This window comes from Hyunsoonleella sp. 2307UL5-6 (assembly GCF_047345485.1).
Classification (GTDB): Bacteria; Bacteroidota; Bacteroidia; order Flavobacteriales; family Flavobacteriaceae; genus Jejuia.
On the sequence record NZ_JBLFEN010000004.1, the window covers coordinates 32,005 to 48,528 of the forward strand.

10 protein-coding genes are annotated in these 16,524 nt (G+C 33.6%); 6 read left to right on the top strand and 4 right to left on the bottom strand.

From position 1 onward, the window contains the following. Nucleotides 1-19 precede the first annotated feature (19 nt). From gatB/aspS to ACKGJY_RS08265, 4 genes are all read right to left on the bottom strand, one after another. Nucleotides 20-3,355 (bottom strand): bifunctional amidotransferase subunit GatB/aspartate--tRNA ligase AspS, encoded by a 3,336-nt coding sequence (gatB/aspS, locus tag ACKGJY_RS08250; RefSeq protein ID WP_413973406.1) that lies wholly within the window; start codon nucleotides 3,353-3,355, stop codon nucleotides 20-22. Then, nucleotides 3,355-4,755, bottom strand: a complete 1,401-nt coding sequence (locus tag ACKGJY_RS08255) for an amidase family protein (protein ID WP_413973407.1) — start codon at nucleotides 4,753-4,755, stop codon at nucleotides 3,355-3,357. The genes gatB/aspS and ACKGJY_RS08255 overlap by 1 nt, the downstream gene beginning before the upstream one ends. Nucleotides 4,756-4,757: 2 nt before the next feature. Next, nucleotides 4,758-5,024, bottom strand: a complete 267-nt coding sequence (locus ACKGJY_RS08260) for a hypothetical protein (RefSeq protein WP_413973408.1) — start codon at nucleotides 5,022-5,024, stop codon at nucleotides 4,758-4,760. Between the two features lie 362 nt (nucleotides 5,025-5,386). Further along, the gene (locus tag ACKGJY_RS08265; RefSeq protein WP_413973409.1) at nucleotides 5,387-6,652 is read right to left on the bottom strand and encodes a porin; all 1,266 of its coding nucleotides are present in this window, start codon (nucleotides 6,650-6,652) and stop codon (nucleotides 5,387-5,389) included. Nucleotides 6,653-7,297: 645 nt separating this feature from the next. Here ACKGJY_RS08265 and gyrB point away from each other — a divergent pair. The 6 genes from gyrB (at nucleotide 7,298) to secDF (ending at nucleotide 16,404) form a co-directional block, all read left to right on the top strand. Further along, complete coding sequence (gyrB, locus tag ACKGJY_RS08270; RefSeq protein WP_413973410.1) at nucleotides 7,298-9,247, top strand: DNA topoisomerase (ATP-hydrolyzing) subunit B; 1,950 nt, start codon at nucleotides 7,298-7,300, stop codon at nucleotides 9,245-9,247. Between the two features lie 157 nt (nucleotides 9,248-9,404). Continuing rightward, the gene (locus ACKGJY_RS08275; protein ID WP_413973411.1) at nucleotides 9,405-10,439 is read left to right on the top strand and encodes a DUF6588 family protein; all 1,035 of its coding nucleotides are present in this window, start codon (nucleotides 9,405-9,407) and stop codon (nucleotides 10,437-10,439) included. A 231-nt stretch (nucleotides 10,440-10,670) separates the two neighbouring features. Then, complete coding sequence (locus ACKGJY_RS08280) at nucleotides 10,671-11,597, top strand: malate dehydrogenase (protein WP_413973412.1); 927 nt, start codon at nucleotides 10,671-10,673, stop codon at nucleotides 11,595-11,597. A gap of 70 nt (nucleotides 11,598-11,667) precedes the next feature. Next, nucleotides 11,668-12,588 carry a SecDF P1 head subdomain-containing protein gene (locus ACKGJY_RS08285; protein WP_413973413.1) on the top strand — a complete coding sequence of 307 codons (921 nt, stop codon included), beginning with the start codon at nucleotides 11,668-11,670 and terminating at the stop codon, nucleotides 12,586-12,588. Nucleotides 12,589-12,615: 27 nt separating this feature from the next. Further along, on the top strand, nucleotides 12,616-13,230 hold the full coding sequence (locus ACKGJY_RS08290; RefSeq protein ID WP_413973414.1) for a hypothetical protein: 615 nt from the start codon (nucleotides 12,616-12,618) through the stop codon (nucleotides 13,228-13,230). Nucleotides 13,231-13,410: 180 nt separating this feature from the next. Beyond that, nucleotides 13,411-16,404: a protein translocase subunit SecDF gene (gene secDF / locus ACKGJY_RS08295; protein WP_413973415.1), complete on the top strand. Its 2,994-nt coding sequence runs from the start codon at nucleotides 13,411-13,413 to the stop codon at nucleotides 16,402-16,404. Nucleotides 16,405-16,524 lie beyond the last annotated feature (120 nt).

Genomic DNA, 16,524 nt, shown 5'->3' on the forward strand with positions numbered 1-16,524 from the left:
TTAAATATTTCAATAAATATTATTTACGCATCACTTTAACATTCATCTCTTCAACTTTCTTATCCGAGAGTGGAGAAGGAGCATTAAACAGTAAATCTTCACTTGTGCCTGTTTTCGGGAATGCCATTACCTCTCTAATTGATGCTTTTTTCTCTAAAATCATCATCAATCTATCAACACCCCAAGCTATACCACCATGAGGTGGCGCCCCATAATGAAATGCAGTATACATGGTGCCAACACTCTTCATCATTTCTGCTTTAGAGTAGCCCATGTTTTTATAGGTAGCTTCTAAAATTTCAGGTTTGTGCGCACGTACAGAGCCACCGCCTATTTCGTAGCCATTTAATATTAAATCGTATTGTTGCGCTATAATGCTTCCAATTTCATCGTCTTTACCCTTCATATGTTTGTCTATATCATATGTAGCAGGCATTGAAAATGGATTGTGCGTAAACGTCCAGCGACCTTCATCTGTTTTTTCAAACATAGGGAAATCTATAACCCAAGCTGGTCTCAATTCTTTTGGATGTATCAGTTTAAGCATTGCACCCAATTCTTGCCTTACAGCATCCAGTGCTTTATTAGCAGTATCGTAATCTGCTGCAGAAAAGAATACAATATCACCAACTTTTGCGTTGGTAGTTGTAATAATATTTTTAGCAATGGCTTCACCTAAAAACTTGATAATAGGCGATTGTAAATCACTTTCGTTAACAATAATATAGGCTAAACCACCCAAGCCATTATCCTGTGCAATAGCGGTTAGTTTTTCAATTTGCCCTTTAGATAAACGCTTTTTACCCTGTTCTTCAGCAGAAACTTTTATACACTTTACAATACCACCCTCTTCAATAGGTTTGCTAAATACCTGAAACGTTGTTTCTTTTACAATACTGGTAATGTCTTGAAGTTTTAAGCCAAAACGTAAATCGGGTCTATCACAACCATAATAATCCATGGCTTCTTTATACGTAATCACTTCAAACGGATGTAAAATCCATTTTTTACCATAAATTTTAGTCACAATAGCATTAAACATTTTAGTGTTTAAATCTATAATATCTTGCATGCTAGCGTAAGCTACCTCAATATCTAATTGCGTAAATTCTGGTTGCCTATCACCACGAGAATCTTCGTCTCTAAAACAACGCGCTATTTGAAAATATTTTTCATAACCGCTTACCATTAATATTTGCTTAAATTGTTGTGGTGCTTGCGGTAGTGTATAAAAAGAACCTGCTTTTTTTCGTGTAGGTACAATAAATTCTCGAGCACCTTCGTCTGTACCTGCAGTAAGTATCGGTGTTTCTACTTCTATAAATTCTTGCTCGTCTAGAACATCACGCATCATTTTAATCACCTTATGGCGGTTTACGATAGCTTTTCTAACGGCATCATTTCTATGGTCTAAATATTTATATTGAAAACGTACACTTTCGTTAGTTTTATCCGCACGTTTTATTTCAAATGGTAGTGTTTTAGAAAGGTTTAAAATATCTAATTCTGAAGTTTCCAACTCAATTGTTCCGGCACGTAATGATGGATTGTAATCATCTGTTTTACGTTGCACAACTTCTCCAGTAACAGTAATAACAGATTCTGGTTTAAGCTTTACCAAATCATCAATATTCGGAAACGATTCTCTACTTAAACGCACTTGAAAAATTTCATGACTAGAATCGCGTAAATCAATAAACATTAACTCTCCATGATCTCTTACACTAGACACCCAACCGGCTAAAGTTACTTTTGTGCCAATAGACGCTTCACTTAAATCAGATGCTTTATGTGTGCGATATTCTTCTTTTATTACAATTGGAATTTCAGGTAGTATTTCTTCTTCAGAATTTTGATTTGAAGTTTCTGGTGTTGATGCTATTGCGTTAGCTGTAACTGTTGTATTTGCTGTATTGCTAGATGTTTCTAGTTGTTTTAAAATATGTTCTCTAATAACTTTACCAGAAGCGCCTTTACCGATAATACCAATAACTTTTCCAACAAGAATACCTGCTTTTCCCTGGTTTCCTGCTTTAATATCATTTGCTACAGCCTCGTTTTTAGAGATTACTTCAGCAATAGCATCATTAATTTTATCTTCTGAAATGGTGTTGGTTTCAAAATAACTGTTGTAATCAAAATCAGGATTTTCTAATAAAGATTTTATAGCATTTTGAGCCAAAACAGGTGTAACCTTACCGTCTTTAAACAAACTAAAAATTTCAACAATATCAGAGCTGTTTTTAATTTTAGAATATGCTTCAGGTTTTATGTTATTAGTTAATGTTTTAGCAACAAAAGAAGGATCTTTTATAACATTATTTATGGTGATAAAGGTTTCAGAACGTAATGCATCTCCCGTAAAAAACTTTGCATCTTGAGGTAAAACACCGCCTTTTATCAAGATAGATTCTACTGCAAAAGGTAATGTGCTTAAATCTACATCAATACTTTCTACCACATCTTTTATAGCTACAAATGGTAAATCGGGTTCAGAAATAAAACGATAATCTGCCTCAAACTCTTTTTTACGCATAGTTTTTGTCTGCTTTAAATCCGCATCAAAAAGTACCGTGGTTTGGTCTGGTCTAAAATCTTTATGTTTTATATAATAGTTAAGTTGTTTTTCAATCTCCTCTTTAAGTGCCTCAATCATAAACTTAAATGAGTTGAGGTTTTTAATTTCTGTACGCGGGTTTAGATTGTAGGTATGTTTTTTTCTAAGTGATACAGAAACATCAGATTTAAACTCTCCTTTCTCTAGGTTCGCTTCTGAAATCCCTAAGTTTTGTACAATACGCTGAATGTATTGCGCGTAAATTGAAGCATCTTCAATATGGCGGATACAAGGTTCTGTTACAATTTCAATAAGTGGTACACCAGCTTTGTTAAAATCTACAAGTGATACATTTTTTTCGTGCATCAATTTTGCAGCATCTTCCTCAATATGCACCTGCGTTAAGTTTACAGTAAACTGCGAGCCATCATTTCTATAACAAGACACTTGACCGTCAGGAATCACAGGATTATGAAACTGGGTAATTTGTATGTTTTTAGGATTGTCAGGATATTCATAATGCTTTCTGTCCCAAGAAATTACTTCATTTTCAAAAGTAGATTTTACAGCCTTACCAAAGTAAATTGCTTTTGTAATCGCTTCTTTATTTATAGAAGGTAAAACGCCCATTTGTCCTGTGCAAACAGCGCATATATTTTCATTGGGTGTATCTATTTCTTGATTAGCACAAGAACAGAACAACTTTGTTTTTGTATTTAACCGAACGTGTGTTTCTAGCCCGATTACTAGCTCTAATTCGTGGTGTTTAAGTAAATCGTTTAATTGCTCTAAATCCATTATATAGTGTATTTTAGGAAGTTAGCAAACTTCAAAACGAGTTCGTCATTATTTTTTGCAGCTGTAATTTGTAAGCCTGTTGGGGTGCCTTGTGGTATGGTAAGTGTAGGCAGTTGCGCTAAACTAAAACCAACGGTATAGGCATCAGATAGGTACATGGCTAAAGGATCTTTTAAACTATCACCAATTTTTGGTGGTGTGCTTGGTGTAACAGGAGAAAGAATGACATCAACAGTATTAAAATCTTTTTCGAAATTTTCAATAATTTGATCTCTTAGGTTTAAACCTTTCAAGTAAATTTCATCTGAAAACCCTTGAGATAGTACCTGATTTCCACCAACAATTCTTCGTTTAGTTTCTTCAGAAAAATTTTCAGAACGGGTTACCGCATAGGTTTCCTTTAAGTTTTCGGCTTCAATTCTATTGCCATAATTAGTGCCATCTAAACGCGATAGATTAGAGGCAGTTTCGGCCATAGCTAAAGTGTAATATGTGGAAACTAAAGTGTTAGATTCAAAGAAATCTAAAGCTTTTACAGCAATACCTTTAGCTTTTATTTTATCAATAGATGCTAAAAAGTCTGATTTTACTTGAGCATCAATAGCATCGTTTTCAATAAAATTTTTAAAATAACCAACAGTTTTTACACCTTCGGTATTTAAAATATTTTCTTTTAAAATTTCTTCTGAGGTATAAGTGGTTTGGTCTTTTACGTCTTTCCCACTAATAACATTTAAAATAATACGAACATCTTCGATAGATTTGGCAATAGGGCCAACACAATCCGTAGAGGAGGCATAAGCCATAAGGCCATATCGAGATACACGACCATAAGTGGGTTTTAAGCCATACACATTATTGTAACCTGCAGGTTGGCGAATAGAGCCACCAGTATCTCCACCAATAGAAAACACGGTGTAGTCTTTAGCTACATTTACAGCAGAACCACCGCTAGAACCACCACCAACTAATTGCGGATTTATAGCATTTTTAACCGCTCCAAAAATGGTGTTTTCACTAGATGAACCATGGCCAAAACTATCGCAATTTTCTTTTACTAGTGGAATTGCTCCAGCATCCAATAACTTTTGAATGGCCGTAGCACTGTAAGCAGATTTGTAGTTTTTTAATAAATTAGAACTTGCTGTAGTATATGTACCTTGTACCATATACACATCTTTAATTCCAAAAGGGATGCCTTCTAGCAGCCCAATAGTTTCCCCATTTGCTATTTTTTTATCAACCTTTGCGGCTAAGTCTAAAGCCTTTTTATCTAATACAGCATTTACGGTGTTGTGGGTGTTTTGCTGTAAAGCCTCTAGTTTTTGTTGCACTAACTGTGTGCACGTTATAGCCTTATCCACCAGTTGTTGGTGAATTTTATGTATTTGAGAATTCATAACTATTCTTCTATTACTTTAGATACTACTAAATAGCCGTTCTTTTCCTTTGGAAAGTTTTCTTTGATAATTTGCTTTTCTACAGATGGGCTATCTATTACCACATCGTCTCTTAAACTATCTAAAGACACCGCATTATTATGATTATTAAAAGAATTATTATTTGATGGATTGGCATTTTTAATCACTTCAAATAATTTATTCACTGCCTCTGATGGCTGCGCTCCTTTAATACTCGACAAAACGTCGACTGTCATAATTTTACTCATGTCTTTTTCTTTAAAATTTTTAGCAGGTAAAATTACAAAAGTTTTTATGCAGAATAGGGGTTTAGAGTGCTAAAGTTGGGTGGATAATTCTATTGCTTTGGAATATTCAAGATATTAACAATATTATTGTCAATTTTTATAGATATAGTATCTAATTATAGTAATATTGAAAGTGTATAAAATGCTCTAATACCATTATAATTTATAGATTTAGATGTTTTACATCTGTTATGTATGAAAATTAAGATGATTTAGGGTTATTTAAATTTTAGCTTATGTATCTTAGAATAAAAGGTAAATAGTAGTTTTTGTATAAACAAAATTAGTAATAAATGTTATTTGTATTTAGTTACAACTAGTATTTACCTCACGGAAATTTGATATTGTAATACGGCCATTCCTTTATAGTTTTTTTGTGCCAATGCAGTAGCATCAAAAATTGGGCGATGTTGATACCCTAAGCTAAATTTGTTGTTATGAGAGCCGTTAAGTAAAAAGTTTATTGTAAAATCGTAAACCGTCATGGTACTTTGTAAAGCATCCCAATTAGAGTGTTGTATGGCAATATTTGGCTGTATAATCATGGGTTGGTTTAGTATTTCAGTTTGTTTAAATGCATAACCAAACTGCATGTACCAAGTAATGCCAGTACCAATCATGGGGAATGCTACACCTGGGCCATTAAAATCTGTGCCGCCTCCTGTTGTTGGATTATTAGCACCAACGTTACGTATGTAGTTTGGACCAAAATCATAGTCAAAAAAACCTAAATATGATGTTATAGCATTACCGTTTTTAAGTGGTAAATTTAAAAACACATCTGCTGCAAAATGGTTAATATCAAAAAACGTTGTATTTGGTAGTTGTGCATCGCCATCACTCATGGCTTTTGCTTGATATTGATATCCTGCACCAATATTGCATACTTTTTTTGCTTGCATATAAGTACCTGTATGGTAAGCAGATTTATTAGATTCGTGCTCAAAAAACTGATACTTTACATATGTTGAAGTTTTTACTCTAGGTTTGCCGTTTGAAAAGTTGACTTCGCCATTAGGGATATTGGTTACTGCAAATGGCCTGTTAAAGGCAAGTCTGTAGTCAAAATTTCCAGTTTGCCCTTTTAGCCATACACCGAATAAGCGCCCTAAATCGTCATTTTTTTCTACAGAGTTTAGTGTGAATAGTGGCGTATCTAAACCCATCATGGTTTTAGAAGAACGAATGTTCCACCTATTTAGTCCTTGCCATCCAGACTTACCAACACCAACCTCTAGCCATTTGGTAAATTTATATTCTACATATAAATCTAAAACCTCAAGCGAAAAAGTTTTGTTTTTAAAATTATAATTATTGCCCCCAAAAATAGCGTATGCATAAATATTAGGGGTTATTTGAGAAGATACAGGTATGCGAAGTCTTCTAACTGATATATCTAGAAATTGCGAAGTGGGTTCTTCTACTATTAAAGACCCTTCATTTAAATCGGAATAGCGCAACCAGATTTGCGAGGTGATATTCCAATTAATTTTGGGTTTTTTAGTGCTTTTGTTTTGAGCTATTAAAAACAAGGGTGTTAAAAAAAATAAGAGTAAAATGGTTAAGTTTAGTACTTTAAAATTACGCATAGTTTTAAATTTACTGGTAATGTTTGTTACAAAATTAGGTTGAACTTTAATGCTAAAAAGTGATAAGTGTCATGTTTTGAGAACTATATTTTTTATCTAAAAAAACTTTGATAAAATGTTATTTTTTGATGTGAAGATAGGTGTTTCGAAAAAAGGCGATAATGCAAAAATTTGGCTTTATAGCAATCTTTTAGTGTATATGTTTTTAAGAGAGGGTTAAAACAGAATAAAATCAATTTTAAGGCACTTTTAAAACGATTTAAGCGACTTTTGAGTAATTAACAATTGTTGATAATTATTAAGACACCTCGTTAAAATGCTTTTTAAAGGGTTTTAAATTTTGTATATTTGTTTGTATTCAGAAGGATGCTATATGGCGTCTTTTTTTGTGTATAAAACTAGGTGCTGGCAAATAAAAATAATGCTGGTTTTAAGCTTTAATTTAGCAGATATGTACACTAGGGATTGTAGTGGATAGCCCACAGCCCGACGCAGGAGGAGTGAGGACTTGTAGCGAAACATTTATGTTCATGAATTCAAGACATGACATAAAATGCATGAATAAAAACTCGACCCTTTTTGTAACGCCCAAACTAATTTTGTGGTGTTTAAAAATAGTATTAAAAAACAAACTAAATAGATAATATGAGCGAAGGTAAAGAAGAATTTAACAAGCACAATTATTCGGCAGATAGTATACAGGCTCTGGAAGGTATGGAGCACGTGCGTATGCGTCCATCGATGTATATTGGTGATGTTGGTACTCGTGGTTTACACCATTTGGTGTACGAAGTTGTAGATAACTCGATTGATGAGGCTTTGGCGGGACATTGTAATAATATTACGGTGACTATTAATGAGGATAACTCTATTACTACCGAGGATGATGGACGTGGAATACCTGTTGGGATGCACAAAAAAGAGGGCGTTTCTGCACTAGAGGTGGTCATGACTAAAATTGGTGCTGGAGGTAAATTTGATAAGGATTCTTATAAGGTTTCTGGTGGATTGCACGGTGTTGGTGTAAGTTGTGTTAATGCACTTTCTGAACATTTAAAGGCAACAGTACATAGAGAAGGTAAAGTGTATGAACAGGAGTATGAGCGTGGTAAAAGTTTATATCCTGTAAAGGTTGTGGGTGATACCGATAAGCGTGGTACGGTTGTTACATTTAAGCCAGATGCTACCATTTTTAAGCAAACCTTGGAATATAACTATGATACTTTAGCAAGTAGATTGCGAGAGTTGGCGTATTTAAATAAAGGGATTACGGTACATTTAGTAGATAAACGTGCAAAGAAAGAAGATGGTGAGTTTGAGGGGGAGACGTTTCATTCTGAAAATGGATTGTCTGAGTTTATTAGATATTTAGACGCAACGCGCGAGCCTTTAATGAAAGAGGTGATTGCTTTTGAAGGGGAGAAAAATGGTGTACCTGTTGAGGTGGCGATGATTTATAATACATCGTACGCTGAGAATTTACACTCTTACGTAAATAATATTAATACGCATGAAGGTGGTACACATTTATCTGGGTTTAGAAGAGGTTTAACGCATACATTAAAGAAATATGCCGATGAATCTGGCATGTTAGATAAATTAAAGTTTGATATTGCTGGAGATGATTTTCGTGAGGGTTTAACTGCTATTGTATCTGTAAAAGTACAAGAGCCTCAATTTGAGGGGCAAACAAAAACAAAATTAGGTAACCGTGAGGTTTCTGCTTCTGTAAGTCAAGCTGTTTCTGAAATGTTAACGGATTATTTAGAGGAACATCCTGATGATGCTAAAACGATTGTGCAAAAAGTGATTTTAGCGGCACAAGCACGACATGCAGCGCAAAAAGCGCGTGAAATGGTGCAGCGTAAAACGGTAATGAGTATTGGTGGCTTGCCTGGTAAATTGAGTGACTGTTCTGAGCAAGACCCTGCAAAATGTGAAGTGTTTTTAGTTGAGGGAGATTCGGCAGGTGGAACCGCAAAACAAGGTCGTGATAGAGCATTTCAAGCTATTTTACCATTAAGAGGTAAGATTTTAAATGTTGAAAAAGCAATGTCGCACAAGGTTTTTGAGAATGAAGAGATTAAAAATATATTTACAGCGCTTGGTGTAACTATTGGTACAGAAGAGGATAGTAAGGCTTTAAATCTCTCTAAATTAAGATACCATAAAGTAGTGATTATGTGTGATGCCGATATTGATGGTAGCCACATTGCAACGTTAATATTAACCTTCTTCTTTAGATATATGAAGGAGTTGATTGAGAACGGACATATATATATTGCAACACCGCCGTTATATTTAGTGAAACGTGGTGCTAAAAAGCAGTATGCATGGTCTGACGAAGAACGCGACGGTATTATTGAAGAATTTGGTGATGGCTCTAAAATACAACGTTATAAAGGTCTTGGAGAAATGAATGCTGAACAACTTTGGGATACAACTATGAATCCTGAATTTAGAACGATGCGTTTAGTGCAAATAGATAATGGTACTGAGGCTGATAGAATTTTTTCGATGTTGATGGGTGATGAGGTGCCACCGCGTAGAGATTTCATTGAGAAGAATGCGATTTATGCTAATATTGATGCGTAAATAATATTATTTATAATTTACTAATAAATAACCCTGTTTCGAAAGACTCAGGGTTATTTTTTTGCATATAAAAATCGATAAAAAGCATTTTTTTTCGATTAAATGTTGTTTTCCGTGGTTTTTTTTATACATTTGTAAAACCAAATCAAAAACCATAATGAAAAAATTAACCACACTTTTTATTCTTTTCTTGTCAATTCTTAATATAAATGCACAAGATATTGATGCACTGTTGACCGCTGGTGTAGAAAATGCCGAACGTTTTGCAGATGATTATTTAAGGCCTGGTACAGATGGTTTAATGCACAGTATGAATGCAGGATGGTTTAATACCGCAGATGCTAAGCCTTTGGGTGGTTTTGAAATTTCGATAATTGCAAACGCAGCAAGTATTAATAACGAGCAAAAATCGTTTTTAATGACTATAGCCGATTATAATAGCGATCCAAATCAAGATTTTGAAATATCGTTTGCAGATAATGCAACAGATAAACAGGTTGCTACTGTACTTGGAGAAAACGATCCTAATGTAGACATTATCATAACTTTTGAAGACGCTATCTTAGGAGAGCAAACTGAAACCATAACGCTACCTAGTGGTATTGGCGAAGATACAGCGAACTTATTACCAACAGCATTTTTACAAGGTGCTTTAGGTTTGGGTAAAGGTATTGAGTTAAAAGCAAGATTTGTTCCTAAAATTGATACTGATGATGTAGATTTAAGTATGTACGGTGCAGGTATACAGTTTGATGTTACCAAGTGGTTACCAGCTGATAAGTTGTTACCAATTGCTATTTCTGGATTGGTGGCTTATACAAGGCTTGATGCTTCTTATGATTTAACCGAGACTTCAGGAATTAGTGGGAGCAATCAACGCTTAGAAAGTGATACAAACACATGGCTATTACAAGCTATAGTATCTACAAAATTACCAATAATTAATTTTTATGGCGGTATAGGTTATATTAAAGGAACATCAGAATCAGATCTTTTAGGAGAATACACAGTATCTAATGGGCCACTTTTTTCTCAAACAATAACAGATCCTTTTTCAGTATCTAGCGAAGTTTCAGCTGTTAGAGGTACTATCGGAACAAAATTAAAATTAGGTTTTTTTAGACTTAATGCAGAATATCACGTATCAGATTTTAATGCCTTTTCAGTAGGTGTAAATTTCGGATTTAGATAATATAGTATAAATAATTTTTCATAATAATTATTTAGTTTTTTTAGTTAGTTTTTATTTAATTTAGTTGAAAAGTGTAGCATTTAATGCTACACTTTTTTCTTTTATAATTCAATTGGTTATGGTGTATAATTTGAGTAATTTTGCAGGAGAAATATCATAAAATAAAACAAAACCTAGTTTTATGTTTATGATGTATAATATTTTAAATAAAAACAATCTAAACATAAAATTATGAAAGTTACCGTAGTTGGAGCAGGAGCAGTAGGTGCAAGTTGTGCCGAATACATAGCAATTAAAGATTTTGCATCAGAAGTTGTGTTATTAGACATTAAAGAAGGGTATGCCGAAGGTAAAGCCATGGATTTAATGCAATGTGCATCATTAAACGGTTTTGATACTAAAATAACTGGTGTAACAAACGATTACAGTAAAACTGCAAATAGTGATATTTGTGTGATTACTTCTGGAATACCTCGTAAACCAGGAATGACACGTGAAGAATTAATTGGTATTAACGCTGGTATTGTAAAAGCGGTATCTTCAAGTTTATTAGAGCATTCTCCAAATATGGTTCTAATTGTGGTAAGTAACCCAATGGATACTATGACGTATTTGGCACATAAAACATTAGATATACCAAAACATAGAATTATTGGTATGGGTGGTGCTTTAGATTCTGCACGCTTTAAATATAGATTAGCAGAAGCTATGGAAGCACCTATTAGTGATATTGACGGTATGGTAATTGGTGGGCATAGTGATAAAGGTATGGTACCATTAACAAGTCATGCTACCAGAAATAGTATTAGAGTTTCTGAGTTTTTAAGTGAAGAACGATTAGAGCAAGTTGCAGCAGATACTAAAGTTGGTGGTGCAACGCTTACAGGGCTTTTAGGTACTTCTGCTTGGTATGCTCCAGGTGCTGCTGTTAGTGGTTTAGTACAAGCTATTGCTTGCGACCAAAAGAAAATGTTTCCATGTTCTACATTTTTAGAAGGTGAATACGGTTTAAGTGATATTTGTATTGGTGTTCCAGTAATTTTAGGGAGAAACGGTATAGAGAAAATTGTTGATGTACCATTAAGTGATGCTGAAAAAGCACACATGCAAGCTAGTGCAGAAGGTGTTACAAAAACTAATGGATTATTAGAATTATAACATTTATTTATATTTTAAATACATTAAGGCTGTCAAATTAATTTGATAGCCTTTTTTTATGCTTTTTGATATGAGAAAATTATGTGTAGTACTGTTGTTGGTTTGTGAATGCTCGTGTCAATTTTTAGAACCCAAACAAGAATTTAGGTTTGTTTATGGTTTTGAGAACGAACTAAATGTTTCTAAAATGGAGCTAAGCAAAACAGTTGAAGTTATTAAAAAAAGACTAACTTATTTTGGAGTTGAGCACACTGTTAATTGTTTTACAAAAAATGAAATTGAGGTCAATATTAGGGCTAATGACTTGAATACAAAAAGAATAGATCAGTTGATTTCTAATAAAGGTAAACTTGAGTTTTGGGAATTATATAATAGAGATAGTATTTTACCATATTTTTTAGGAATGGATGTAAAGCAAGAGCATGGTAATACTTTGGGGAAAATAAAAAGTTTGGTGGTGTCTATAGATCGTCTAGGACGTCCTACTATTTCTAGGTTTTATAAAAAAGACACATCATATGTAAATTATGTTTTAGCTAAAGAAACATCAAGACATAATCTGCCAATAGTGTATAATAAAGTGAAGTTTTTATGGGGGCTTAGAGATAAAGAGAATACGGTCCCTTTATACGCTATAAAAACTAAAAACTTACTAAAACCACCTTTAAATGGTAGGGTAATTAATAAAGTTACTTATACCAAAGACAGTTTAGGTAAGCCAACTATAGTTTTAGAAATGGATAAACAAGGTACTTTAATTTGGGAGAGAATGACAACAAAGGCTTATCAAAATAAGACAAGTATAGCGATAACTTTAAACGGTGTAGTTTATTCTACACCACAGGTAACTAAAGGTCCAGTAAGAAAAGGTAAATTTAGTATTTCTGGAGGCTTAAACTTGGATGAAGCTCAAAATTTAGCCGCCATTTTATCATCTAGAACACCCATTCCTCAGTTAAAACTATTAGAACAATCCATCATTAAAAATTAATAACCTTTATTTCTTTATATTTGCCGCATGAATTTTAAAAAGTACATAGGGCTAATAGCTGTTATTATTGCTTTACTTGGTATTGCTAATCAACAAAACGTTGATGTGCATAACCAAGAAATTGTACTTCAATATAATGAAACAAATGCATCTGATGTAGATTCACAACGTACTATTTCAATTTTAAAAAGAGAATTAGCACAACTTGGTGTAACTAAGTTTAAAGTAATCGAAAATGATGGTGGCAGATTAAAAATCACCTATTACAGCAATACTGATGTAGCAGCAGTTAAGCGTGTGTTACTTAAAAAAATCAGAGCTGAACTTCATCCTTTAAATGATAAAGGTTTACCATTTCAATTCCCTGTTGATGGTGATACAGTAGCTTATAACTTAGATGTTAACGAAATTAAGCATGGAAATGAAACAGATTCTGGTCTTAATGGTATAGTCGTTTTAGAGTTAAAACCAAAAACGGATAGGTTTTCAGTACCTAAAACAGTAGCATCACCGTTTTATCAATATTCAGACAAAGAGACTGTAAGTTCAAGAGTTGCATTCAATCTTCATAAAAATACAATTCATGCATTAAATAATGCATTACAACAAATACCCGAAGTCAGAGCAGGACCTTGTTGTTAGTGGATTAATAGTTATATAAAATTCCACGTATACTTTCATATAGGTAGTATAAAAAATAGTGCCTACAAGTAGCTTAATAACTAGTAAGCTATTATCAATCTTAAAATTATAAAAAATTGTCAAATATAAACGCAAACTATATATTTGCGCGTTTAAAATTTTGACCATAAAAATCGAAAAATGCAAAATAAAGGAGTAGTAAAGTTATTTGCTATATTGTTTGGTTTGGTAAGTATATACCAACTATCATTCACATTTAAAGCAAATCAAATAGAAAAAGAGGCTGAAGAGTTAGCCATTAGTAAATTCCCTGAAACCGAGGACGATTATCGTGCAAAAAGAGGTTTAGAAGAAATTAATTATTTAGAAGCAAAGGCAACGGATACGGTATTTGATATTCTAGTATCAGAATATACGTATAATGAAGTAAAGCAAAAGGCAATGAATCTTGGTTTAGACCTTAAAGGTGGTTTAAACGTAATTCTACAAGTATCTGTAAAAGATATCTTAAAAGGATTAGCTAACAATACCAAAGATCCTGTTTTTAATACAGCTTTAGAGAATGCGTCTAAGCTTCAAGAGGACAGTCAGAATACATATTTAGAAGATTTCTTTATTTCTTTTGATGCTATTAAAGGTGATAAAAAATTAGCATCTCCAGATATTTTTTACACAAAAGCTTTAGATGGAGAAATTGATGGTACAATGTCTGACGAAGACGTACAGGGCATTATAGAAACTAAAATAGATGAGTCTATAGTTTCAGCGTTTGAAGTATTACGTAAACGTATTGACCAGTTTGGTGTAACACAACCAAATATTCAACGTTTAGGAAACTCAGGTCGTATTCTTGTAGAGTTACCAGGTGTAAAAGACATAGAACGTGCTACAGGATTATTACAAAGTACAGCACAGTTAGAATTTTGGGATACCTTTAAAGGAGAGCAATTCGGACAATTTATTGGACAAGCAGATGAGGTTTTAAAAGGTTTAGTTGATACAAAACAAAATGTAGAAGATACCGAGCCACAAGATGAAGAAGATGCAACTGAAGATAAAATTGATGAACTTTTAGGAGAAGCTGCTACAGATTCTACAGAAGTTGATTTAACATCAAACAGACCCTTAATTAGTTTAATTAGAGGTGCGGGATATCCTGGAGGACCAGTTATCGCTACTTTTGAAATTAAGGATAAAGAAACTGTGCTTGAGTATTTAAATAAGCCTCAGGTTAAAGCATTATTACCAGCAGATATGCGTTATGCTAAATTTGTATTTGGTAAGGAAGAAAAAAATAGCGAGTTAGTAGATTTATATGCGCTAAAAGGTAATAGAGATGATACACCAGAGTTAAGTGGTGCTGTAGTTACAGATGCAAGAAGGGCTTATGGGTCTACTGGAGAGCCAGAAGTATCTATGCAAATGAATAGCAAAGGTGCTAAGATTTGGGAAGAAATGACGGGTAGAGCTTATCAACAAGGAGGGCAAATTGCCATCGTTTTAGATAACACGGTATATTCTGCTCCTGGTGTTACAACCGGTCCAATATCTGGTGGTAACTCATCAATTTCAGGTAATTTTACATTAAACGAGGCTGTAGATTTAGCAAACGTATTACGTGCGGGTAAATTACCAGCTTCTGCTGATATTATTCAAAGTGAAGTAGTAGGGCCATCACTTGGTCAAGAAGCTATAGATAGTGGTACAACGTCTTTCTTAATTGCTTTGGCATTAGTATTAATTTGGATGGTTTTTTACTACGGTAAAGCAGGTGGTTTTGCAGATCTTGCCATGTTGTTAAACATTTTATTAATCTTTGGTATCTTATCAGGGTTAGGCGCAGTATTAACCTTACCAGGTATTGCAGGTATTGTATTAACTATAGGTATGTCGGTTGATGCCAACGTACTTATTTTTGAGCGTATTAGAGAAGAACTAGCCAAAGGAAAAGGCCAAAAAGAAGCGGTTAAAGATGGTTTTAGTAATGCATTATCATCAATATTAGATGCAAACATTACTACAGGTTTAACAGCATTAATCCTATTTATATTTGGTACAGGGCCTATTAAAGGTTTTGCAACAACCTTATTAATTGGTATTGCTACATCATTATTTACTGCAATATTTATCACTAGACTATTAGTGGATTGGTATACAAATAGAGGCGGGGAACTTACATTCTCAACAGCAATTACTAAAAATTTATTTAGAAATATCAATATCGAATTCTTGAAAAAACGTAAGGTAGCTTACATCGTTTCAGGAGCATTTATTCTATTAAGTTTAGGCTCTTTATTTACAAATAGTTTAGATCAAGGTGTAGATTTTGTTGGTGGTAGAACGTACCAAGTGCGTTTTGCACAAGATATGAATGCATCTGAAATTACAGATGTACTTTCAGATCCTGCAGTTTTTGGTAGTGCAAACGCTAAAACATTTGGAGACGCTAACCAGTTAAAAATTACAACTAAATACAAAGTAAACGAAACTGGTGCTAAGATAGACGAAGAAATACGATCTTCATTATTCAATGCATTACAGCCTTATTTTGAAGGTATGACTTATGAAGATTTTATAAGTGATGCAGAAGATAAAACAATCGGTTTAATGCGTAACGATAAAGTAAGCCCTACCATTGCAGATGATATCAAAAAAGCATCATTCTGGGCAATTTTAGGTTCATTAATCGTAGTATTCTTATATATATTATTCCGATTTAAAAAATGGCAATATTCACTAGGTGCAGTAGCAGCCGTATTCCACGATGTATTAATCGTGTTAGGTATCTTCTCATTAACCTACAAATTTATGCCATTTAACATGGAAATAGATCAAGCATTTATTGCAGCAATTCTAACAGTAATTGGGTATTCATTAAATGATACCGTGGTAGTGTTCGATAGAATTCGTGAATTCTTCAACGAGCATACAAACTGGGAATTTAACCGTGTAGTAAACGCATCATTAAGCAGTACATTAAGTAGAACTTTAAATACATCATTAACTACATTAGTTGTGTTATTATCCATTTTTATATTTGGTGGCGATTCTATTAGAGGATTTATGTTCGCCTTAATTGTGGGTGTTATCGTAGGTACCTACTCATCGTTATTTATTGCAACGCCAATAATGTACGATTCAGTAAAAAAATTAGAAGGAAACAAGAAAAACTAACTTAAACTATTTCTTTTTAATAAAGCCTGTAACTATAAGTTGCAGGCTTTTTTGTTTAGCATTTTATAACAAAAGTGGGATTATAATAATTATTTGGGCGTTACCCCACTTTGGCGCTAA

Bases quoted from the DNA above. Each gene is read 5' to 3' on its own strand.
- gatB/aspS (WP_413973406.1), bottom strand. From the start codon at position 3,355: ATGGATTTAGAGCAATTAAACGATTTACTTAAACACCACGAATTAGAG.
- ACKGJY_RS08255 (WP_413973407.1), bottom strand. From the start codon at position 4,755: ATGAATTCTCAAATACATAAAATTCACCAACAACTGGTGGATAAGGCT.
- ACKGJY_RS08260 (WP_413973408.1), bottom strand. From the start codon at position 5,024: ATGAGTAAAATTATGACAGTCGACGTTTTGTCGAGTATTAAAGGAGCG.
- ACKGJY_RS08265 (WP_413973409.1), bottom strand. From the start codon at position 6,652: ATGCGTAATTTTAAAGTACTAAACTTAACCATTTTACTCTTATTTTTT.
- gyrB (WP_413973410.1), top strand. From the start codon at position 7,298: ATGAGCGAAGGTAAAGAAGAATTTAACAAGCACAATTATTCGGCAGAT.
- ACKGJY_RS08275 (WP_413973411.1), top strand. From the start codon at position 9,405: ATGAAAAAATTAACCACACTTTTTATTCTTTTCTTGTCAATTCTTAAT.
- ACKGJY_RS08280 (WP_413973412.1), top strand. From the start codon at position 10,671: ATGAAAGTTACCGTAGTTGGAGCAGGAGCAGTAGGTGCAAGTTGTGCC.
- ACKGJY_RS08285 (WP_413973413.1), top strand. From the start codon at position 11,668: ATGAGAAAATTATGTGTAGTACTGTTGTTGGTTTGTGAATGCTCGTGT.
- ACKGJY_RS08290 (WP_413973414.1), top strand. From the start codon at position 12,616: ATGAATTTTAAAAAGTACATAGGGCTAATAGCTGTTATTATTGCTTTA.
- secDF (WP_413973415.1), top strand. From the start codon at position 13,411: ATGCAAAATAAAGGAGTAGTAAAGTTATTTGCTATATTGTTTGGTTTG.